Below are 20,908 nucleotides of genomic sequence, written 5' to 3'. Positions count from 1 at the left end.
GCCGCGCGGTCGCGACGTTTCAACCGAACGTCAGCGGCTGCCCGGCCTGCCGCGTGGCCTGGCGGTTCAGGTTCTCGAAGAACTCGCCCTGGCCCTTGGTGTCCATCCACTGCCGGCCGTCGAACTTGTAGTGGTAGCCCCCGGCCTTGGCCGCGAGCCAGACCTCGTGCAGGGGCTTTTGCAGGTTCACGACGATCTGCGTGCCGTTGCGGAAGGTGATCGTCACCATGCCGCCGACCCGCTGGCTGTCGATGTCCGCATCGGTGTCGTCGTTGATGCGGTCGCAGCCGGTCTCCACCTGGCGCAGCAGCGCCTCGGCGTGGTCCATGTATTCGGGGTCGGTCATTACAATTCCGCGATGTTGATGTTCACTCTCCGGCGAATTCTATGCAGCGGCCCCGCGCGCCGCGCGCTGCCGGCCGCGATGGCACTGGCGTCATTGGCGGCTTGCGGCCAGAAGGGCGACCTGTTCCTGCCCACCGACCCGGCCGCCACCAATCGCGCGACGCTTCCGCAGGTCCTCGTCCCCGGCCGCGCGAGCACCTCGCCCTCGACGCCCTCTTCCGTCACCTCCCCCGCCCCCGCCCCTGCCGCGCAGGCGCGCGAAGGCTCGGGCGGCCAGGGCACGGGCACGGCCTCACCGGTGCGCCAGCCATGACGACTCCCGGCCATCCCCACTTCGCCTGGCGCGACGGTGCGCTGCACGTGGAGCAGCTGCGCGTGGCGGAGCTCGCGCGCGAGCACGGCACGCCGCTTTTCGTCTATTCCAAGGCTTCGATGCTCGCCGCGCTCGAGGCGTACCGGCGCGGCTTTGCCGGTCGCAGGTCGAAGATCTGCTACGCGATGAAGGCCAACTCGTCGCTGGGCATCCTGCAGGTGTTCGCCCAGGCGGGCTGCGGCTTCGACATCGTCTCGGGCGGCGAGCTCGAGAGGGTGCTGGCGGTCGGCGCGCCGGCTCGCGACATCATCTTCTCGGGCGTGGGCAAGACACGCGCCGAGATGGCCCGTGCGCTCGAGGTCGGCATCGGCTGCTTCAACGTCGAGAGCGAGGCCGAGCTCGAAGTGCTGAGCGAAGTCGCCGCCGCGCACGGACACACCGCCCCGGTGAGCATCCGGGTCAATCCCAACGTCGATCCCAAGACGCACCCCTACATCTCCACCGGGCTCAAGGGCAACAAGTTCGGCATCGCGCACGAGCGCACGCTGGCCGCCTACCGACGCGCCGCCGAGCTGCCGGGACTGCGCGTGGTGGGCATCGACTGCCACATCGGCTCGCAGATCACCGACAGCAGCCCCTACCTGGACGCCATGGACCGCGTGCTCGACCTGGTCGAAGCGATCGAAGCCGCCGGCATCCGCCTGCAGCACATCGACTTCGGCGGGGGCCTGGGCATCGACTACCAGGGCGTGCTGCCGCCGGCAGCCGACCAGCTGTGGGCACAGCTGCTGCGCCGGCTGGACGCCCGGGGCTATGGCGATCGCGAGCTGATGATCGAACCGGGCCGCTCGCTGGTCGGCAACGCCGGTGTTTGCGTCACCGAGGTGCTCTACCTCAAGCCCGGCGAGCAGAAGAACTTCTGCATCGTCGATGCAGCCATGAACGACCTGCCGCGGCCGGCCATGTACGAGGCCTTCCACGGCATCCTGCCGGTGACACCACGTGCGCAGGCCGAAGAGTCGAGCTACGACGTGGTGGGCCCCGTCTGCGAAAGCGGCGACTGGCTGGGGCGCAACCGCAGCCTGGCGGTGCAGCTGGGCGACCTGCTGGCCGTGCTGTCCGCCGGTGCGTACTGCATGAGCATGGCCAGCAACTACAACACGCGGCCACGCGCCGCCGAGGTGCTGGTCGACGGCGACCGGGCGCACCTGATCCGAGAGCGCGAACAGGTCAGCGACCTGATGCGGGGCGAGCGCCTGGTGCGCTAGCCGCCACCGCAGCGCCGCGCAGACGCCGCCACAGGCGCCAGCCGAGCAGCAGGCCCAGGATGGCGGCATAGACCGCCACCTCGGCGAAATCGTTCTTGCCCGCGCGCATCCAGAAGAAGTGAAGGATCGCCAGCCCGGCGATGACGTACACCAGCCGGTGCAGCGCCTGCCAGCGCGCGGCACCGAGCGCGCGGATCACGCGGTTGAACGAGGTGGCGGCCAGCGGCGTCAGCAGCAGGAAGCCGGAGAAGCCCACCAGGATGAACGGCCGCTTGGCGATGTCCTTGGTGATCTCGGCGACGTCGAAGCCCATGTCGAACCACGCATAGCCCAGCAGGTGCAGGAAAGCGTAGAAGTACGTGAACAGCCCCAGCATGCGGCGAAAGCGCACCAGCGCCGGCTGGCCCATGGTCACGCGCAGCGGCGTGATCGCCAGTGTCAGGCACAGGAAACGCAGGGTCCAGTCGCCAAGCGATCGGATCAGGTACTCGGCCGGATTGGCGCCCAGCTGGTCGGTGAGCGCGCCGTGGAACAGCCAGGCGAAGGGCAGCAGCGAAGCGGCGAAAAGAACGGGCTTGGCCGCGGGATGCAGCCAGATCACGCGCCGCGCGCGGGGGGCGGTCGAGGCCATCTCAGTCGGACCCGCGCAAAGCAAGTGGGCCTGCTTCTGCGCAGCGCCTGCTGCCGGGAGGGTCGTGATCCATGCGTGCTCCAGATTGAATTTCAAGGTAGGCCGGCCCGGTCGGAACGCTCTTCACCGCGCTCTTCTTGCCAGCGGCCACGGCAAGTCGAAGCATTACGATTCGGGAATGAGTCACTTCTTCGATTACGACCCCGACGACATCGACGTGCAGTTCGCCGAACTGCTGACCGCCACGCACGACAGCGTCGACCCGCTGGTGCACCCGAAGGTGAGCGAAGCGCTGGGCCTGATGCGCCGGCACCTCGGCATGGACGTGATGTTCGTGTCGCAGTTCAGGGACCGCAAGCGCACCTTCCGCGTGGTGGACGCCAGCCCCGGGCTGACCAAGGTCGTCGCCGGCCATTCCGACCCGCTGGAGGAGAGCTGGTGCCATTTCGTCGTCGAAGGCCGGGCGCCGCAGCTCATCACCGACCCGGCGCCACTGGTCGAGGCCGGCACGCTGCCGGAGCCCGACCTTCCGATCGGGACCCATCTCAGCACGCCCATCCGGTTGAAGAACGGCACGGTGTACGGCACGCTGTGCTGCTTCAGCGAGGAGGTGAAGCAAGGCGTCTCCGGGACCCAGCTGCGCCGCCTGCAGGCGGCCGCGAAGATCCTGGGCGAGGACCTGAGCCGCACTCCCCTGGGCGCGGAACTGGAACTCTCGCCACTCGAGCCTCCCGCCAGGACGCGCTGACTAGTAGTTCTTCTTCAGATCCATGCCGGCGTACAGCTGCCCGACCTGGGGCTCGTAGCCGTTGAACATCAGCGTCTTGCGCTTCTTGGTGAACAGGCCGTCCTCGCCGATGCGCCGCTCGGTGGCCTGGCTCCAGCGCGGGTGGTCCACTTCGGGATTCACGTTGGAATAGAAGCCGTACTCGTTGGCCGCGGCCTTGTTCCAGGCGGTCTTGGGCTCCTTGTCGGAAAAGCGGATGCGAACCAGGCTCTTGGCGCTCTTGAAACCGTACTTCCAGGGCACCACCAGCCGCACCGGCGCGCCGTTCTGGTTGGGCAGCACCTCGCCGTACATGCCGAAGGAGAGCAGCGTCAGAGGATGCATGGCCTCGTCCATCCGCAGGCCCTCGACGTACGGCCAGTCCAGCACGCCCGAGCGCAGGCCCGGCATGGTGGCGCGATCGGCTTGCGTGTGGAACTCGACGAACTTCGCGCCGCCCAGCGGCTCCACGCGCTCGACCAGCTTCGACAGCGGGTAGCCCACCCAGGGCACGACCATCGACCAGCCCTCCACGCAGCGCAGCCGGTAGATGCGTTCCTCCTGCGGGGACAGCTTGAGCAGGTCCTCCAGCGCGAACTTGCCCGGCTTCTTGACCATCCCGTCGACCTCCACCGTCCAGGGCGAAGTCTTGAGCGTGCCCGCGTTCTTCGCCGGGTCGGCCTTGTCGGTGCCGAACTCGTAGAAGTTGTTGTAGGTGGTGGCGTCCTTGTACTCGGTGACCTTCTCCATGGTCACCGCGCCCGGCACCTGCGACCGCGTGGCCTGCAGCGCCGCCAGCTTGCCCGGCCGCTGCACCTGGGCCAGCGCCTCGCGCCCGGCCCAGGAGGCCAGCGCCGCGCCAGCGGCGCCGGTGGCCATCAGCTTGAGCATCTCGCGCCGCTGGCGGTACATCGCCTCGGGCGTGATCTCGCTGGAGTTCGGGTGGTGGAATCCGTCGCGTCCGGTCTTGATCAGCATGAAGGTCCTCTTCGCAGGTTGCCCTGGTTAGACGGTTCTACGCGCCCGGACCTTACACGGATTCGCAAAGTCAGAGCGCGCCGTAGCTGTGCAGGCCCGAGAGGAACATGTTGACGCCCAGGAAAGCGAACGTCGTCACCGCCAGGCCGACCAGCGCCCACCACGCCGAGACGGCGCCCCGCAGGCCCTTCATCAGCCGCATGTGCAGCCAGGCCGCGTAATTGAGCCAGACGATCAGCGCCCAGGTCTCCTTCGGGTCCCAGCTCCAGTAGCCGCCCCAGGCTTCGGCGGCCCACAGCGCGCCCAGCACGGTGGCGATGGTGAAGAAGGCGAAGCCGACGGCGATGGACTTGTACATCACGTCGTCCAGCACCTCGAACGAAGGCAGCCGCGCAGCAATCCGGCGACGGCCCCAGAGGATCGTGGCGACGATCAGCGCGGCGATGCCGAAGTACACCGCCCAGTAGCTGCTGCTGCCCCCGACGTCGCGGCGGAACACCACCGGCTCGAAGCACAGCACCACGCCCAGGCCCCAGAGCGGCGCCAGCTTCCACCAGCGCGTCTCGCCGGCCTTCTGCTTGATCAGGTAGGCGAAAGCCACCATCGCGGCCAGCGCGAATGTGCCGTAGCCGATGAAGTTGGCCGGCACGTGCAGCTTCATCCACCAGCTTTTGAGCGCGGGCACCAGGGGCTGGATCTCGTGCGCTTCGCGCACCACCGTGTACCAGAGCAGGAAACCCACCGCGGCGCTCACCACCAGCATCACGAAGGCGCCCAGCGAACGCGTGCCGTAGTGCGCCTCGAAGTACAGGTAGAACAGCGCCGTCAGCCAGCAGAACAGGACGAAGACCTCGTACAGGTTGCTGACCGGGATGTGGCCGATGTCGGCGCCGATCAGGTAGCTCTCGTACCAGCGAACCATGGTCCCGACCAGCGCCATGCCGACCGCCACCCACGCGAGCCGCGAGCCGATGCGCTCCATCGCGTCGGCCTGGCTGCGCCCGACCATGCCGAACCAGTAGAACGCCGTGCTCATGAAGAACAGCACGCTCATCCAGAGGATGGCCGACTGGCTGGACAGGAAGTACTTGAGCCAGAACACGCTGTCGGCGCGTTCCAGCGAGCCCTGGTACGAGAAGACCCCGAGCAGCGAGAACCCGGCCACGGCGGCCATCAGCCCCTGCAGCGGCCGCCAGAACCAGCCCAGCCAGATGGCTGCGGGTATGGCGCCCAGCAGGATGCCCTTCTCGTACACGTCCATGTAGGCCGAGTAGCGGGCGAAGGCGAACAGCCCGCCGGCGACGACCAGGAGGGCGAACAGCCAGTCGAGCGGGCGGCGCCGGGCGAAGAAGCCTTCGTCGAGGGTGATGGTCTGGGTGGCGGTGTTCATCGTGGTCCGAGCAGTTGGGTGCGCAGGCGGTCGAACTCGCGATCGACCTCCAGGGTCTGGCGGTTGCTCGACAGCGCCATCGAGGCCTCGCTGCCATCTCCCGCGGGCCGCAACCACACCCACAGGCGGCGCTCGCGGACGTAGAGCATCGCAAAAATGCCAAGGATCAGCAAAGCGCACCCCAGGTAGACAACGTTGCGCCCGGGGGAACGTGTCACCTGGAACACGCTGGCCTGCAGTTGCTGGAAATCCTTGAGCTGGAACGCCATGGGCGCGGGATAGAGGTGCGCGTCGCTCAGTGCCATCACGGCCTGCGTCATGAAGGCCTGCGTGCGATCGCCCGGCTCCAGCGGTTTCTGGCCGGCCTGCTCGCGCGTGATCTGCGCCAGCTCGAACAGCACGCCGCCCAGGATGCGCACCACCACCTCGCCGGCGCGATTGCGCTCGGCCTCGGGCACGCGCGTCTCGAGGAAATCGGAGACGGCCGCCAGCCCCGCGCCCTTGCCGCCCGCAGCGGGGTCGCCGGCGAACAGCGCCAGCGCCTGGCCGGCCGAGCCCGCGAGCTGCTCGGCGAGTTGCGGCCGCGAGGCGTCGGTGGCGGCCTTCGCATAGCGGCTCACTGCCTGTTCACGCAGCGCCGGATTGGCCAGCGCCGCGCGCAGCCGCATGAAGCCGTCCAGGTTGCCCTGGTCGTCCGCGGGGATGCGCAGGTAGCGGAAGCTCTCCGCCGGCGTGTCGCGCAGGCCGAGCAGGAACAGCGGCACGCCGTCGCCCAGGTCCACCGGCAGCATGTAGTTGTTGAACTCGCGCGCCTGGCCCGCCGCGTCGCGCAGCTTGTAGCTGACCGAAGGCCCGATGTTGCGCAGCTCCTTCTTGGTCGTCGTCCTGTTGGCTGCACCCAGCCGGGCGTCGATGGACGACCGCAGGTCGACCTTGCGCGGATCGGCGCCGCTCGCGCCGGCCTCGGTCATGTTCTCCACGTTGATCACGCGCAGGCCGGTGAACTCCAGCGTGAGCTTGTCGACGCCCTCGCCCGGGCCGCGAGTGAGCTGCGTGCTGCTGCCGATCGTGCCCTGCACCTCGAAGGGCTTGCCGCTCCCGCTCATCGGCACCGCCGCCAGCTTCACCACCGAGCCGCCATCGTCGAAGCTGGACTGGTAGATCTCGATGCCGCGCCAGCGCGCCGGGTGGTTCACCTCCACCCGCGCCGGCACCTTCTCCCCGGTCTCGCGGTCGTGGATCACGATCTCGCTGGCGAACAGCTTGGGCATGCCGGTGGAGTAGTACTCCACGATGAATTTCTTCAGCTCGATCGAGAACGGCAGCTCCTGCAGCAGGATGCCGTCCGACTGCGCCAGGATGGCCGTGCTCGACTGCGTGCCTTCGGACACCAGGATGTTGCCGCGGAAGGTCGGGTTGCTGGCCGGCAGGCGGTGCCGGGAAGGCACGTCGGCGATCAGGCCGCCGCCGTTGTACGGCAGCTTGCCCCCCATCAACATTTGCGCGCGCACGATCAGGTCGCCGTCCAGCAGCCCGCCCAGGCAGACCAGCACGATGGCGCTGTGGGCGGCGATGTAGCCGACCTTGTTGGCCGCGCCCGCCTTGGCCGCCACCATCCAGCCGTCGCCCTGCGGCGTGGGCCGCTGCTGCAGCCGCACCTTCCAGCCGCCCGAGGCCAGCGCCTGGCCGATGCGCCGCGCGGCCGCCTGCGGCGCATCGCCCAGTCCGCCGGTGGCGCGGTGGTGGAAGGCCTGCAGGCTCTGCTCGCGGATGTTTTCCTTGTAGCCCTTGAGGTCCGTGATGATCTTGGGCGTGTTGCGCGCGATGCACAGCGAGGTGCTGGTCACCAGGAAGGCCAGGATCAGCAGGAACCACCAGGCGCTGTAGACCGCGTTGAGCTTGAGCGCCAGGAACAGCTGCGACCAGAACGGGCCGAACTGGTTGACGTAATTGACCGCCGGTTCGTGCTGCTTGAGGATGGTGCCGATCACCGAGGCGATGCAGATCACCGTCAGCAGCGAGATCGCGAACCGCATCGACGACAGCAGTTCCACCCCGGCGCGAAGCCGTTCGGAAGGTGTCGTCAGGCGAAGGCCCTCGGCGGAAGCGGTCATCGGGGAGGCTTTGAAAAACAAAAAGGCGGGATCCGAAAGATCCCGCCCACTGTAGTGTCGGGCCGGACCTGCTTGGTTCCCGGCCCGCGCTGGGTCAGCGCAGGCCGGCGATGTAGTCGGCCACGGCGCGGATCTCCTGGTCGGTCATGCGCGAGGCGATCTGCATCATCTGGACACTGTTGCCGCGGGCGCTCTCGCCCTTGACGTTGGGCACGTTGGCGGCGATGCGGAACTTGCCGAGCTGGGCCGTCGTGTAGTCGGCGTGCTGGCCCGACAGGCGCGGGTACTGGGCCGGGATGCCGGCGCCGTTGGGGCTGTGGCAGCCCGCGCAGGCGGCGATCTGCCGGTCGGCGATGCCGCCGCGCCAGATGCGCTCACCCTGGGCCACCAGGCCCTTGTCGCGGGCGAAGCCCGGCTTGGCCTTGCTGCCGGCCAGGAAGGCGGCGATGTTCAGCATGTCCTGGTCGCTCAGCTGCGACGCGAACGGCTGCATCACGGCGCTGGGCCGCTTGCCGGACTTGAACTCCTGCAGCTGCTTGACCACGTATTCGGGGAACTGCTGGGCCAGCTTGGGGTTGGCCGCGATGCCCGAGTTGCCGTCGGCCCCGTGGCAGGCGGCGCACACGGCGGCGTAGCGCTGGCCGCCGGCGGCCGCATCCACCTTGGCGGGGCCCGCAGGAGCAGCGGGCGCGGCGGCCGAAGCCGGCGCGGAAGCTGCAGCGGCCGCAGGGGCGGCGGGTGCCTGGGCAAAGGCGTGGAGCACGGGAGCGGCCAGGATCGCGGCGGCGAGCAGGCGGGCGAGCAAGGTCATGTTCTAAAGCTTGGTTTCTTGGCGCAAAACCTCGTGATTCTACAATGCGCCTCCCCGGGCTCCCCGGGCGGCACCTCCCCAGATGACCACACCGCCGGCCCCCAGCGCCGCTTCCCCTGGCCCGGCAGAGCGCGCGATGGCGTGGATGCACACGGCCCGCTTCCTCACCACCGCGCCCAAGCTGGAGTTCCTGCCCCCGCACGACCATCCGGAGATCGCGTTCGTCGGCCGCTCCAACGCGGGCAAGTCGACCTGCATCAACACGCTCACCCAGCAGAAGCGCCTGGCCTTCGCCTCCAAGACACCGGGGCGCACCCAGAGCATCAACCTGTTCTCGCTGGGCAAGCAGGGCATCACCGACGCCGTGCTGGCCGACCTGCCCGGCTACGGCTACGCCGCCGTGCCCAAGCAGGACAAGCTGCGCTGGCAGCAGGTGATGGCCAACTACCTGGTCAGCCGCCCCAACCTGCGCGGCATCGTGCTGCTTTGCGATCCGCGCCATGGCCTCACCGAGCTGGACGAGGTCCTGCTCGAGGTGATCCGCCCCCGGGTCGAGGCGGGCCTGAAGTTCCTCGTGCTCCTGACCAAGGCCGACAAGCTCAACCGCAGCGAGGCGGCCAAGGCGCTGTCCATCGCGCGACTGCAGACGGCGGGCGGCGACATCAAACTCTTCTCCGCCCTCAAGCGGCAGGGCGTCAGTGAGACGGCGCTGCTGCTGTGGCAATGGACGCACGAGGAAGAGGCTTGATTGACACCTACCTGCAGGAACTCCCGCACGGCATCACGCTGAGCTGCCGCGCCAGCGGCGAGCGCGGCCGGCCGGTGCTGATGTTCCTGCACGGCTTTCCCGAAGCGGCCTTCGTGTGGGACGAGCTGCTGGCGCATTTCGCGCGGCCGGAGAACGGCGGCTACCGCTGCGTCGCGCCCAACCTGCGCGGGTTCGAGCGATCTTCCTCGCCCGCCGAAGTCAGCGCCTACCGGGCCAGGCACCTGGTGCAGGACATCTCGGCCCTAATCGCGGCCGAAGGGGGCCGCCTCGAATGCCTGGTGGCGCACGACTGGGGCGGCGCCGTCGCCTGGAACCTCGCCAACCAGCAGCCCCGGCTCATGCGCCGGCTGGCCATCGTCAACTCGCCCCACCCCGGCACCTTCCTGCGCGAGCTGCGCGACAGCCCGCAGCAGCAGCAAGCCAGTGCCTACATGAATTTCCTGATCCGGCCCGATGCGGAAAGGCTGCTGGCGGAAGACGACTACCGGCGGCTCTGGGCCTTCTTCACGAACTGGGGCGGCGCGATCTGGCTGACCGAGGCCGTGAAAGAGCAGTACCGCGGGGTGTGGAACGGGCCGGCTGGCGGCGCGCCGGGCGCGGGGCTGGTCGGTGGGTGCAACTACTACCGGGCTTCGCCGGTGCGCCCGCCGACGGCCGAAGACCCGGGTGCTGCGGGCGTGACGTTGCCGCGCGAGATGCTGACGGTGTCGCTTCCCACGCTGGTGCTTTGGGCCATGGAGGATGTGGCGCTGCCGCCTGCCTTGGTTGACGGGCTGGAGGAGTACGTGGCCGACCTGACGCTGGAGCGCGTGCCGGGGGCGACGCATTGGATCGTGCACGAGCAGGCGGGGTTTGTGGCGGAGCGGTTGAAGGCGTTCCTTTTGCGGACTTAGCCTGCCGCGTGGGAGCAGGGTGCGGGGGTGGGCAGGAAACCGTCAGCGCCCCGCCTCTCGCCCCGTGACCGCCATTCGCTTTTCTTCGCCACCGTCATCCCCGCGAAGGCGGGGATCCAGTGCTTCCTTGAAGTCCGCTGAAGGCGGACGCTCTGGATTCCCGCCTTCGCGGGAATGACGGAACAGGGCGAGCGGGACCGGCGTGGCGAAGAGAGGAGCCGGAGTGACGGTGGGGCCTTGCCCAACGAACCACCACCGCCTCCAGCGGCAGGGGGTCCCCGGCGGGGGGCGATTTCTGTGCCGAGCGGCGCCGCAGTGGTGCGGGCCCTGCGAGCCCGCGGCAAGACATGAACCTCCATCTCGCGGCAACTGTCTGAACGGAGCGGTGCGAAGCAGCGCGCAGTGAGTTTTGCCGCGCGGGCCCGCACCACGGAAGGCGACGAGCCCAGGACGTACGCCGCCGTCTTCAGTACACCGGCTTCGCCCCCTCAGGCCGCGTCTTGAACCGCTTGTGCACCCAGTAGTACTGCTCCGGCATCCCGTCGATGTAATCCTGCAGCCGCTCGTTCATCAGCGCCGTATCCGCCTCCAGGTCGTCGGACGGGAAATCGCGCCAGGCCGGCAGCACCTGCACCTCGTACCCCTGCGGCGTGATGCGCGTGAGCAGCGGCACCACCTTGGCCCGCCCGAGCCGCGCGAAGCGGGAGAGCGACGGCACCGTGGCCGCGGGCACGCCGTAGAACGGCACGAAGATCGATTCCTCCGGCCCGAAATTCATGTCCGGCAGCAGGCACAGCGGAACCCCGTCCCGCAGCGCGCTGACCACCACCTTCACGCCGTCCGCGCGGCGGAACAGCCGCACCCGGCCGAAACGCTGGCGGCCCTCCAGGATCCAGTCGTCCACCACACGGTTCTTCTGGTGCGTGTAGATCGTCATGAAGGGCCGGTGCGAATCCAGCGTCAGCGCGGTCCAGCCCGCGTCCATGCCGACGAAGTGCGGCCAGAACACCACCGTGGGCTCGGCGCCCTCGAGTTCGGCCACCGCGCCGCTCAGCCGCACGCGTTCGCGCACCCTTTTCGGGTCGCCATGCCACAGCCAGCTGCGGTCCAGCCAGGCCTGGGCAAAGGCGATGAACACGCGGGGCACCAGCGCCTTGCGCTGCTCGGCTGTCCATTGCGGGAAGCACAGGTCCAGGTTCACCCGCACCACGTGGCGCCGGCGCGGCACTACCGCGTACAGCACCCAGCCCAGCCCCCAGCCGAGGCCGCGCACCCAGGTGAGCGGCAGCGGCGCCAGCGCCTTCATGAACAGAACGCCCAGACGGCTGAGCATCAGCGGGCCTCCCTCGGCGACTTGTAACGCTCGTAACCCCAGAGGTACTGAGCCGGGCACTCACGGATCAGCGCCTCCATCTGGGCGTTGACCCGCCCCGCGGCGGCCAGCGGCTCAGCCGGCAGCTCGCCCGGCCAGGGACGCAAATGGATGCGGTAGCCGCGGCCCCAGGCGAGCCGCTCGCCCCAGGCCAGCAGGACGGTGGCGCCGGTCTGGCGGGCGAGGCGCGACGACAGCGTCATCGTGTACGCGGGCCGGCCGAAGAACGGCGCCCACACGCCCAGTCCCGAGGGCGGGACCTGGTCCGGCAGCAGTCCCACCGCCTGGCCGGCCTGCAGGGCCTTGAGCATCTGCTTGACGCCAGCCAGCGTCGTGGGAGCGGTCGACAGGTTGTGGCGGGCGCGCGCGCCGTCCACCAGCGGCCGCAGCCAGGCCTTGCGGGCCGGCCGGTACAGCACCGTGATCGGGCCGAAGCGCCCGGCGTAGCCCTGCGCCGTGGCCTCGAAGCACCCCAGGTGCGGCGTGAGGAAGACCACGCCGCGTCCGCGGGCCAGCGCCGCGTCCACCAGTTCGGCCCCCGACCACTGCACCCGGGGCGCCGCGCCGAACCACAGGCGCGGCACCTCCGCGACCAGCCGGCCGGCCGCCGACACCGCCCCGCCCACGTCCGCCAGCCGGTAGCCCGCCTGGCGCGCGTTCTCGGCGAACCGGCGCCGGTACGTGGGCGACGCCAGGAAGGCCCCCCAGCCCAGGACACAGCCGATGCCATGCAGCAGCCACAAGGGCAGCACGGCCAGCGCACGGAAGAGGGCGATCACTTTCAGGAGGCTTTAGAATTGGCGGGTCGCCGAGTTATTGAACTACTTGCAGGGCGACTCAAAAAATTCTGCTAAAGCGTTCGCCCGAAGCTCCGGCCAAGGCAACGCGCCTTGCAACCGCCAACCGCTGGAGTTTATTCAATGGCGAACGACTTCCTCTTCACCTCCGAATCCGTCTCGGAAGGCCACCCGGACAAGGTGGCCGACCAGGTCTCCGACGCGATCCTCGACGCGATCTTCAAGCAGGACCCGCGCAGCCGCGTGGCCGCCGAGACCCTGTGCAACACCGGCCTGGTGGTCCTGGCCGGCGAGATCACCACCAACGCGCACGTCGACTACATCCAGGTCGCGCGCGACACCATCAAGCGCATCGGCTACGACAACACCGAGTACGGCATCGACTACAAGGGCTGCGCGGTCATGGTCTGCTACGACAAGCAGTCCAACGACATCGCCCAGGGCGTGGACCACGCCAGCGACGACCACCTGAACACCGGTGCCGGCGACCAGGGCCTGATGTTCGGCTACGCCTGCGACGAGACGCCGGTGCTGATGCCCGCGCCGATCTACTACGCGCACCGGCTGGTGGAGCGCCAGGCCCAGCTGCGCAAGGACGGCCGCCTGCCCTTCCTGCGTCCCGACGCCAAGAGCCAGGTGACGATGCGCTACGTGAACGGCAAGCCGCACAGCATCGACACCGTGGTGCTCTCCACGCAGCACGACCCGAGCCAGAGCGAGTCGCACACCAAGATGAAGGCCAGCTTCAACGAGGCCATCATCGAGGAGATCATCAAGCCGGTCCTGCCCAAGGAGTGGCTCAAGGAAACCCGCTACCTGATCAACCCGACCGGCCGCTTCGTCATCGGCGGCCCGCAGGGCGACTGCGGCCTGACCGGCCGCAAGATCATCGTCGACACCTACGGCGGCGCCTGCCCGCACGGCGGTGGCGCGTTCTCGGGCAAGGACCCGTCCAAGGTCGACCGCTCGGCCGCCTACGCCGCGCGCTACGTGGCCAAGAACATCGTGGCCGCCGGCCTGGCGCGCCAGTGCCAGATCCAGGTGGCGTACGCGATCGGCGTGGCCAAGCCGATGAACGTGACGGTCTACACCGAAGGCACCGGCGTCATCCCCGACGAGAAGATCGCCGAGCTGGTCAACGAGCTCTTCGACCTGCGTCCCAAGGGCATCATCCAGATGCTGGACCTGCTGCGTCCGGTGTACGAGAAGACCGCCGCCTACGGCCACTTCGGCCGCGAGGAGCCGGAATTCACGTGGGAGCGCACCGACCGCGCCCAGGCGCTGCGCAGCGCCGCCGGCCTGAAGTAAGGCCCATCGCGTCGGGGATCCGTCAGGCCCGGGACTTCTTGTGCTCGGGCCGGATGGTCCAGGAATAGATCGTCTTGAAGTCCACCCGCTCGGTGCGCTCGGGCGGCCATTCGTCGCCCATGTCGAACGCGTGCGACACCACGCGCGTGCCGACCTTGAGCTGCTGCCACAGCTGCGGCCGCAGCTTGCGATTGAGGTCGGGCAGCAGGTAGAGCGTGACCACCGTGGCCGGCGCGAAGTCGGCCTGGAACAGGTCGCCCACGCGGAACTCCACCCGGTTCTTCACGCCCGCCTTCTCCGCGTTCTCGTTCGCCTCGGCGATGCGCTGCGGGTCGATGTCGATGCCCACGCCGCGCGCGCCGCGCTCCTTGGCCGCCGTCACCACGATGCGGCCGTCGCCGCACCCCAGGTCGTACAGCACGTCCGAGGCGCCGACCTTGCCCATGTCCAGCATCTTGTTGACCACCTCCATCGGGGTGGGCACGTAGGGCACGTCCAGCTTGGGCTTGGCGTCCTGCGCGTAGAGCGGCAGCGCGGGATACGCCAGGGCGGCCAGCGAGGCCGGCAGGGCGATCGAGACGGCCCGCCGGTGCGGGTCGAAGTCCACGGGGCGGCGGGGCTGCGTCATGGTTTCCTCCGGCAAGGGTCAGGGACGTAGGGGCGTGGGCGCCAGACCCGCGGGCCGGCTGCGCATCACCAGCAGCAGCACGCAGCCCAGCGCCAGCACGGCCACGCCGATCCACGCAGCGTTCAGGCCGCCGAGCGACTGGCTGTACACGTACGACAGGCTCGACCACAGCATGTAGGCGCAGGTGGCGCAGAACACCACCGGCAGCAGCGGATAGAGCGGCACCTTGAACGGCCGCTCGGTGTCCGGCTCCCTGGCGCGCAAGACGAACAGCGACAAGCCGGCCAGCAGGAAGAAGAACCAGAACACCGGCGCGGTGAACTCGACCATCGAGCGGAAGCCGCTGCCGGTCCAGGCACCCAGGCCCACCAGCAGCAGCGCCGCGATGTTCTGCACGTGCATCGCATTGGCCGGCGTGCCGCGACGGCCATCCCACAGCGCCAGCTTCTGCAGCACCGGCCAGTCGCGGCCGAGCGCGTAGTTGGTGCGCGCGCCCACGATCATGGTGGCGTTGATCGACGTGAGCGCGGCCACGGCCACCAGCACGGCGATGACCTTCTCGCCCGCGGGCCCGAACGCCACCCGCATCAGGTCGGCGGCCAGCGCCTCCGACTTGGCCATGCCCTGCAGGCCCAGGCCGCGCCAGTAGGCCCAGGTCACCAGCAGGTACAGCAACGTGATCAGCAGGATGGAGAACACCAGCGCGCGGACCATGTTGCGGCGCTCGTCCTTCAGCTCGGCGCTGATGTAGGCCGCCTCGTTCCAGCCGCCGAAGGTGAGCAGCACGAACACCATCGCCAGGCCGAACGAAGCGAGTCCGGGCGCCGGAGCGGGCGCAGCCGGTGCCGCGGCGGTCGCCGGCGCGGGCCCGCTCACCAGCCACAGCGCCGCCACCACGATCAGCAGCAGGCCGGCCACCTCCACGCCGGTGAGCCAGCTCTGGGTGGAGGCGCCCGCGCGGATGCCGCGCGAGTTGACCCACCACAGCACAACGATGGCGGCCAGCGCGTACGCCGCGGGGCCAACCGCCGTCTGCCCCATGTACAGCGGCACGGCCTGGTGCAGGTAGTCGCCGAACACGAAGGCCAGCAGCGCGATCGAACCGGTGGTGATCACCGAGAAGCGCGCCCATCCAAACAGGAAGGCCACCGAACGCCCGTAGGCGCGGCGCAGGAAGTGGTAGTCGCCGCCCGCGCTGGGATACGCGGTCGCGAGCTCCGCGTAGCAGAGCGCGCCCACCAGCGAGATCAGCCCGCCCAGCAGCCAGGCCCCGAACATCCAGGGGGCCGATCCGGTCATGCCGGCCACCATCGAGGGCGCCTTGAAGATGCCGGCGCCGATCACCACGCCCACGATCAGCAGCATGGCCTCGCGCAGGCCCAGCACGGCGGCGGGCTGGGCCTCCGCCAGCGGCACCGCGGCGGAAGCGGCCTGCGCGGCGGCAGGCCGGGTCGTGGGATGTTCCATGGGCCGGGTCCTCGTCAGTGCGCCGCAGACGGCAAAGGCCGCGATGGTGGGTCCGCTTCCTCTTCTTTCCGTGTCGGCCGGCGATGAACCTGGCGTAAGACCGCCCTTGCGCCGAGCAAGGCGCGCTCTACTGCAGCAGGGTCTGCTGGCGCTCGTGCTCGACCATCTTCATGGTGGCGTAGGTCGGGAACGGCATCTCCCGCAGCTGCTGGGGAAAGCGCTCGGTGGCCGCGAACCAGCGGCGGATGCGCTCCTCCACCTGCTTGGGCGCAGGCGCCGAGAGGGAATCGAGGTACGCGTCGATGGCCAGGTAGTAGCGCATGGCGTTGCGCTCGACCGCGCCTCGCACGCCGCCGATGAACTGCGGTTGACCGTTGCCGTCGCGGCCGGTGACGGTGAAGCCGATCTTGTCCGCGCCCACCGTGCCGAGGTAGGCCTGCATCGCCATGCGGCCGAGCGAGCCGAAGCCGTAGGCATAACTGAGCTGCAGGAAGGTGCGCTTGCCGTCGTCCAGCGGCACGGCGGAGACCGCGATGCGGTAGTCGCGCGTGCCCATCGGCCCGCTGGGCGCGGAGAGGCGGCTCTCGAAATAATCCGGCCGCGCCGCCACGCTGCGGTACGCGAATTCCAGGCGGAAGGCCTGCTCGACCGGCTGGTCGTACTTGCGGCCGATGCGCACCAGCAGCGCCGGGCCGTTGGGGCCGTCGACCGCGTGGCAGTACTTGGTGTTGAAGGGAAGGATCAGGATGTCGCACCAGCGCGCCGGGTCCTTGAGCGCCTGGCTCACGGTGGCGAAGGAGTGGTCGAGCACCGCGTACACGTCGCCTCGCAACGTGTCGGGCTGCTCGGCCGAGTCGATGTGCATCGCGCTGCCGAAAGGACTGTTGCGAAGCTGCTCGCGCAACTGGCCATGGCGGGCGTGCAGCTGGCCGGCGTCGGCCGCTGCGGGGGCCGGCAGCATCGCGGCGCCGGCCAGGGCGAAGGCGGCCAGCGATGCCGCACGAAAGGCGCGAAGGATGCGCATGGGGGGCTCCTGGATGCGTCCGAGGTTGCGCGCGACTCGCCGCGCGAGGTGTAGGACCTCGGCGGAAAACACGCCGGCCGCAGCCTTGGCCGGCCGTGACGCCGTTCTCCTACAGCCAGTCCTAGGATTGACTGACGGCCCAGTTCCGGCCTCGTCCGAAGATGCCTTTTGCAGCGGTGCGCCCTCGACACCGCAGGCCTTCATTCCACCGGAAAAGCAAAGGAGCATCCCATGGCTGCAGAAGACAAGGACCTGAACCGCGACCCGATCACCGACGAGCCCGGTGCGCATCCCGTGGGCACCGGCGTGGGCGCCGCGGGCGGCGCGATGGCAGGCGCCGCCGCAGGCACGGTCGGCGGTCCCGTCGGCACGCTGGTGGGCGGCGTGATCGGCGCCGTGGTCGGCGGGCTGGCCGGCAAGGCGGCGGCCGAGGCCATCAACCCGACGGCCGAGGAAGAGCACTGGCGCGAGAACTACACGCGCGAGCCTTACTACGAGCAGGGCCGCAGCTACGACGACTACGGGCCGGCCTACATGCACGGCGTGCGCGGCCGCATGGAGCATGAGAGTGACTGGGACACGGCCGAGCCGCGCCTGGCCTCCGACTGGTCGACCGCACGCGCCAGCTCCGGCCTCAACTGGGACCAGGCGCGGCCCGCCAGCCGCGCCGCCTGGGAACGCGCGGACCGCATCCGCAAGACCACGCCCGACTCGGGCCGGACCGGCATCACCCCGATCAGCAGCGACACGGCGGCCGTGCGCGCCGCCGACCTGTCCACCAGCACCGGCAGCGGCGGCACCGACATGGCCGGCCTGCGCAGCAGCGGCATGGGCGCCGACCTGCGCGACCAGAACACCGGCGCGGCCGGCATCGTCGGCTCCGCGCAGAGCGCGGGCAACACCAGCGGCGACCGCGGCGACGTGATCGATGCGTTGCAGGACCTGGTGGAGTGCTGCAAGGACGGCGAGTACGGCTTCCGCGAATGCGCCGAGCAGGCGAAGCGTCCGGACCTCAAGTCCATGTTCCTGCAGCGTGCCGACGATTGCCGTCGCGGCGCCGACGAACTGAACCAGAAGCTGCGCTCCCTGGGCGGCAAGGCCGAGGAGAGCGGCAGCGCCGCCGGTGCGCTGCACCGCGGCTGGGTGGCCGTGCGCTCGGCGCTCACCACCTATGACGACAAGGCCGTGCTGCAGGAGTGCGAACGCGGCGAGGACAACGCCATGGCGCGTTACCGCAAGGCGCTCAAGCAGGCGCTGCCGGCCGACGTCAAGCAGCTGGTGGAGCGCCAATTCCAGCAGGTGCAGCGCAACCACGACGAGGTCAAGCGGCTGCGCGACAGCGCCTGACGACCGGCAACCGCACGGACGCGGGCTCGCCCGCCGCGCCCCGTCCCCTGCGAACCACCGAATGGCAGACGAGCGACCCCCAACTTCCGATGCGCTGAGGACCTACCGGGCCAAGCGCCGGTTCGACGCCACGCCCGAGCCGGCGGAGGGCGGCACGGCCAACGAGCAGGAGCGCGCTTTCGTCGTGCAGAAGCACTGGGCCACTCGCCTGCATTACGACTTCCGCCTGGAGCTCGAAGGCACGATGAAAAGCTGGGCCGTTCCCAAGGGCCCCAGCTTCGATCCGGCCCACAAGCGCATGGCGGTGCCCACCGAGGACCACCCGATCGCCTACAACCGCTTCGAGGGCACCATCCCCGAAGGCAACTACGGCGCGGGCAAGGTCATCATCTGGGACAAGGGCACCTGGGTCCCGCTGGAGGACCCGCACAAGGGCTGGCGCGACGGCAAGCTCAAGTTCGAATTGCGCGGGCACAAGCTGCACGGCCACTGGACGCTGGTGCGCATGAAGGGCCGCGGCAACGGACGTGAAGACCCCTGGCTGCTGATCAAGGAGCGCGACGACTTCGCCCGGCCGGCCACGGAGTACAGCGTGGTCGACGAGCGGCCGGAGAGCGTGCAGAAGCTGGACGACCGCCCTGCCTCCGTCGCGCAGGCTTCCGCAGCACCGCCGCCCCAAAATGCCGCGCCAGCCTCGGGCCCGCCGGAGGGCGCCGTGAAGGCCAGGCTGCCCGACACGCTGCAACCCGAACTCGCCGTGCTGGTCGATGCGCCGCCGCCCGACCCGCAGCAGTGGTTGTTCGAGATCAAGTTCGACGGCTACCGCATGCTGGCCCGCGCCGAAGACGGCGCCATCCGCCTCCTCACGCGCAACGGCAACGACTGGACGTCGCGCCTGCCCGCACTGGTTCGCGCGCTGCAGGCCATGGAGCTGCCCGACGGCTGGTACGACGGCGAGATCATCATGCCCGGCCGCGACACGCCGGCCGACTTCCAGGCGCTGCAGGGCGCGTTCGACACCCGGCGCACCGAACAGATCGTCTACTACCTGTTCGACCTGCCCTACTGCGCCGGGCACGACCTGCGCAACGTGCCGCTGGAGCAGCGCCGCGAGGTGCTCCGGCGCATCGTGGAGCGCAAGCCGCACGCCAACGTGCGCTTCAGCGAGGTGTTCGAGGCGCCGCCGGCGCAGATCCTGGCCTCGGCCTGCCGGCTCGGGCTGGAGGGCGTGATCGCCAAGCGGCGCGAGTCCGGCTACGTGTGCCGGCGCTCCAGCGACTGGATCAAGCTCAAGTGCGCGCATCGCCAGGAATTCGTGATCGGCGGCTGGACCGATCCCAAGGGTTCGCGCACCGGCATCGGCTCGCTGCTGCTGGGCGTGCACGAGGACGACGGCAGGCTGCGCTATGCGGGCAATGTCGGCACCGGCTTCAACGAGCGCACGCTGCGCGACGTGCGCGAGCGGCTGGAGAAGGTGGCGGCGGACAAGAGCCCGTTCCAGGCCGGCGTCGGCCTGCCGCGCGCGGCGCACTGGACCCGGCCCGAGCTGGTCTGCGAGGTCTCGTTCGGCGAATGGACGCGCGAAGGCAAGGTGCGCCACTCGGTCTTCCACGGGCTGCGCACCGACAAGCCCGCGGACCAGATCTCGGTGGAGACGGCCCGGCACGCGCCGGGCGTCGATTCGCCCGCAAGGGGCGCGAAGGCCGCGAAGGCGGCCAAGCCTGCGACGGCGAAAGCATCGAAGGCGGCGCGGCCCTCCGAAGCGGCACCGCCCTCCGCCGCCCTGCCGGCCAACCTGCGCATCAGCAATCCGCAACGCGTGGTCGACCCGCAGAGCGGCATCACCAAGATCGAGCTGGTGCGCTACTACGCGCTGGTGGCGACGCTGATGATGGAGCACCTGCGCCGCCGGCCGATCGCGATGGTGCGCGCGCCCGACGGCATCGAAGGCCAGCTGTTCTTCCAGAAGCACCTGGAGCGCTACAAGATGCCCGGCGTCGAACCGCTGGACGCTTCGATCTTCCCGGGCCACCCGCCCATGCTGGAGATCGCGGCGCCCGAAGGCCTGCTGTCGGCCGCGCAGATGAACGTGATCGAGTTCCACACCTGGAACGCCGTCGCGAACAAGGCGGACCTGCCGGACCGGATGACATTCGACCTCGACCCCGGCGAGGGCGTGGGCTGGCCGCAGGTGCAGGAGGCCGCGATGCTGGTGCGGGCCTTCCTCACCGAGCTGGGCCTGCCGGCCTGGCTCAAGACCAGCGGCGGCAAGGGGCTGCACGTGGTTGTTCCGCTCAAGCCCAAATACGGCTGGGACACGGTCAAGGATTTCTCGCAGGCCATCGTCGAGCACCTGGCCCGCACCATCCCGCAGCGCTTCGTTGCCAAGAGCGGACCGAAGAACCGGGTGGGCCGGATCTTCATCGACTACCTGCGCAACGGCTTCGGCGCCACCACGGTGTCGGCCTGGTCGGCGCGCGCGCGGCCGGGGCTGGGCATCTCGGTGCCGGTCGGGTGGGACGAGCTCAAGGGCCTCAAGGGCGGCGCGCACTGGACGGTGGGCAGCGTGCACGAGCGGCTGGACGCGGGCAATGAACCCTGGGCCGGCTACCGCGAAAGCAGCGCCAGCCTGCCGGCCGCGATGAAGGCGCTGGGCTTCAAGCCGGACTGAAAGGACGAGAGAAAAA

The 20,908-nt window shown here is 69.5% G+C and carries 19 protein-coding genes; 8 read left to right on the top strand and 11 right to left on the bottom strand.

Going from position 1 to position 20,908, the window contains the following annotated elements; genetic code table 11:
- Positions 1-19 precede the first annotated feature (19 nt).
- On the bottom strand, positions 20-346 hold the full coding sequence (gene cyaY, locus ASG30_RS16835; RefSeq protein WP_055899332.1) for an iron donor protein CyaY: 327 nt from the start codon (positions 344-346) through the stop codon (positions 20-22).
- A 12-nt stretch (positions 347-358) separates the two neighbouring features.
- On the opposite strand from cyaY, the gene lptM reads away from it, so the two are divergent.
- Positions 359-658: an LPS translocon maturation chaperone LptM gene (gene lptM, locus ASG30_RS16830; protein ID WP_235579826.1), complete on the top strand. Its 300-nt coding sequence runs from the start codon at positions 359-361 to the stop codon at positions 656-658.
- Positions 655-1,926: a diaminopimelate decarboxylase gene (gene lysA, locus ASG30_RS16825; protein ID WP_055899330.1), complete on the top strand. Its 1,272-nt coding sequence runs from the start codon at positions 655-657 to the stop codon at positions 1,924-1,926. Before lptM ends, lysA begins: the two co-directional genes overlap by 4 nt.
- On the opposite strand, the gene ASG30_RS16820 is transcribed toward lysA, so the two are convergent.
- Positions 1,889-2,557: a sulfite oxidase heme-binding subunit YedZ gene (locus ASG30_RS16820; protein WP_055899328.1), complete on the bottom strand. Its 669-nt coding sequence runs from the start codon at positions 2,555-2,557 to the stop codon at positions 1,889-1,891. The genes lysA and ASG30_RS16820 overlap by 38 nt on opposite strands.
- 178 nt (positions 2,558-2,735) lie before the next feature.
- On the opposite strand from ASG30_RS16820, the gene ASG30_RS16815 reads away from it, so the two are divergent.
- Positions 2,736-3,305, top strand: a complete 570-nt coding sequence (locus tag ASG30_RS16815; protein WP_200947314.1) for a GAF domain-containing protein — start codon at positions 2,736-2,738, stop codon at positions 3,303-3,305.
- Here the strand turns inward: ASG30_RS16815 and msrP are convergent, their stop codons facing one another.
- The 4 genes from msrP to ASG30_RS16795 all read right to left on the bottom strand — a co-directional run bounded on the left by msrP (position 3,306) and on the right by ASG30_RS16795 (position 8,616).
- Entirely contained in the window at positions 3,306-4,301 is a 996-nt protein-coding gene (gene msrP, locus ASG30_RS16810) for a protein-methionine-sulfoxide reductase catalytic subunit MsrP (protein ID WP_055899326.1), read from the bottom strand.
- Positions 4,302-4,371: 70 nt separating this feature from the next.
- Complete coding sequence (gene ccsB / locus ASG30_RS16805) at positions 4,372-5,691, bottom strand: c-type cytochrome biogenesis protein CcsB (protein ID WP_055899324.1); 1,320 nt, start codon at positions 5,689-5,691, stop codon at positions 4,372-4,374.
- Positions 5,688-7,805 (bottom strand): cytochrome c biogenesis protein ResB, encoded by a 2,118-nt coding sequence (locus ASG30_RS16800; protein WP_055899323.1) that lies wholly within the window; start codon positions 7,803-7,805, stop codon positions 5,688-5,690. Before ASG30_RS16800 ends, ccsB begins: the two co-directional genes overlap by 4 nt.
- Before the next feature lie 94 nt (positions 7,806-7,899).
- Positions 7,900-8,616 carry a c-type cytochrome gene (locus tag ASG30_RS16795; RefSeq protein WP_055899321.1) on the bottom strand — a complete coding sequence of 239 codons (717 nt, stop codon included), beginning with the start codon at positions 8,614-8,616 and terminating at the stop codon, positions 7,900-7,902.
- Positions 8,617-8,698: 82 nt separating this feature from the next.
- Between ASG30_RS16795 and yihA the strand changes: the two genes are divergently transcribed.
- Both yihA and ASG30_RS16785 read left to right on the top strand, forming a co-directional pair.
- Entirely contained in the window at positions 8,699-9,364 is a 666-nt protein-coding gene (yihA, locus tag ASG30_RS16790; RefSeq protein WP_055899319.1) for a ribosome biogenesis GTP-binding protein YihA/YsxC, read from the top strand.
- On the top strand, positions 9,361-10,278 hold the full coding sequence (locus ASG30_RS16785) for an alpha/beta fold hydrolase (RefSeq protein WP_235579825.1): 918 nt from the start codon (positions 9,361-9,363) through the stop codon (positions 10,276-10,278). The genes yihA and ASG30_RS16785 overlap by 4 nt, the downstream gene beginning before the upstream one ends.
- Before the next feature lie 466 nt (positions 10,279-10,744).
- Here the strand turns inward: ASG30_RS16785 and ASG30_RS22655 are convergent, their stop codons facing one another.
- Positions 10,745-11,611, bottom strand: a complete 867-nt coding sequence (locus ASG30_RS22655; protein WP_055899315.1) for an LpxL/LpxP family acyltransferase — start codon at positions 11,609-11,611, stop codon at positions 10,745-10,747.
- Positions 11,611-12,429 (bottom strand): lysophospholipid acyltransferase family protein, encoded by an 819-nt coding sequence (locus ASG30_RS22650; RefSeq protein WP_055899313.1) that lies wholly within the window; start codon positions 12,427-12,429, stop codon positions 11,611-11,613. The genes ASG30_RS22655 and ASG30_RS22650 overlap by 1 nt, the downstream gene beginning before the upstream one ends.
- Positions 12,430-12,570: 141 nt before the next feature.
- On the opposite strand from ASG30_RS22650, the gene metK reads away from it, so the two are divergent.
- Positions 12,571-13,755 (top strand): methionine adenosyltransferase, encoded by a 1,185-nt coding sequence (metK, locus tag ASG30_RS16770; protein ID WP_055899311.1) that lies wholly within the window; start codon positions 12,571-12,573, stop codon positions 13,753-13,755.
- A gap of 22 nt (positions 13,756-13,777) precedes the next feature.
- Here the strand turns inward: metK and ASG30_RS16765 are convergent, their stop codons facing one another.
- From ASG30_RS16765 to ASG30_RS16755, 3 genes are all read right to left on the bottom strand, one after another.
- On the bottom strand, positions 13,778-14,383 hold the full coding sequence (locus ASG30_RS16765; RefSeq protein ID WP_055899310.1) for a class I SAM-dependent methyltransferase: 606 nt from the start codon (positions 14,381-14,383) through the stop codon (positions 13,778-13,780).
- An 18-nt stretch (positions 14,384-14,401) separates the two neighbouring features.
- Entirely contained in the window at positions 14,402-15,850 is a 1,449-nt protein-coding gene (locus tag ASG30_RS16760; protein WP_082522160.1) for an APC family permease, read from the bottom strand.
- 127 nt (positions 15,851-15,977) lie between these two features.
- Complete coding sequence (locus ASG30_RS16755; protein ID WP_055899308.1) at positions 15,978-16,874, bottom strand: hypothetical protein; 897 nt, start codon at positions 16,872-16,874, stop codon at positions 15,978-15,980.
- A 231-nt stretch (positions 16,875-17,105) separates the two neighbouring features.
- Here ASG30_RS16755 and ASG30_RS16750 point away from each other — a divergent pair, with 231 nt between their 5' ends.
- Together ASG30_RS16750 and ligD are read left to right on the top strand one after the other, a co-directional pair.
- Complete coding sequence (locus tag ASG30_RS16750; protein WP_055899306.1) at positions 17,106-18,221, top strand: ferritin-like domain-containing protein; 1,116 nt, start codon at positions 17,106-17,108, stop codon at positions 18,219-18,221.
- 61 nt (positions 18,222-18,282) lie between these two features.
- Positions 18,283-20,892, top strand: coding sequence for a DNA ligase D (gene ligD / locus ASG30_RS16745; RefSeq protein WP_055899304.1), 2,610 nt, complete (start codon positions 18,283-18,285; stop codon positions 20,890-20,892).
- The last annotated feature ends 16 nt before the right edge of the window (positions 20,893-20,908 follow it).

This window comes from Ramlibacter sp. Leaf400 (genome assembly GCF_001424545.1).
Lineage (GTDB): Bacteria > Pseudomonadota > Gammaproteobacteria > Burkholderiales > Burkholderiaceae_C > Ramlibacter.
This window is presented reverse-complemented; position numbering and strand designations above follow the sequence as displayed.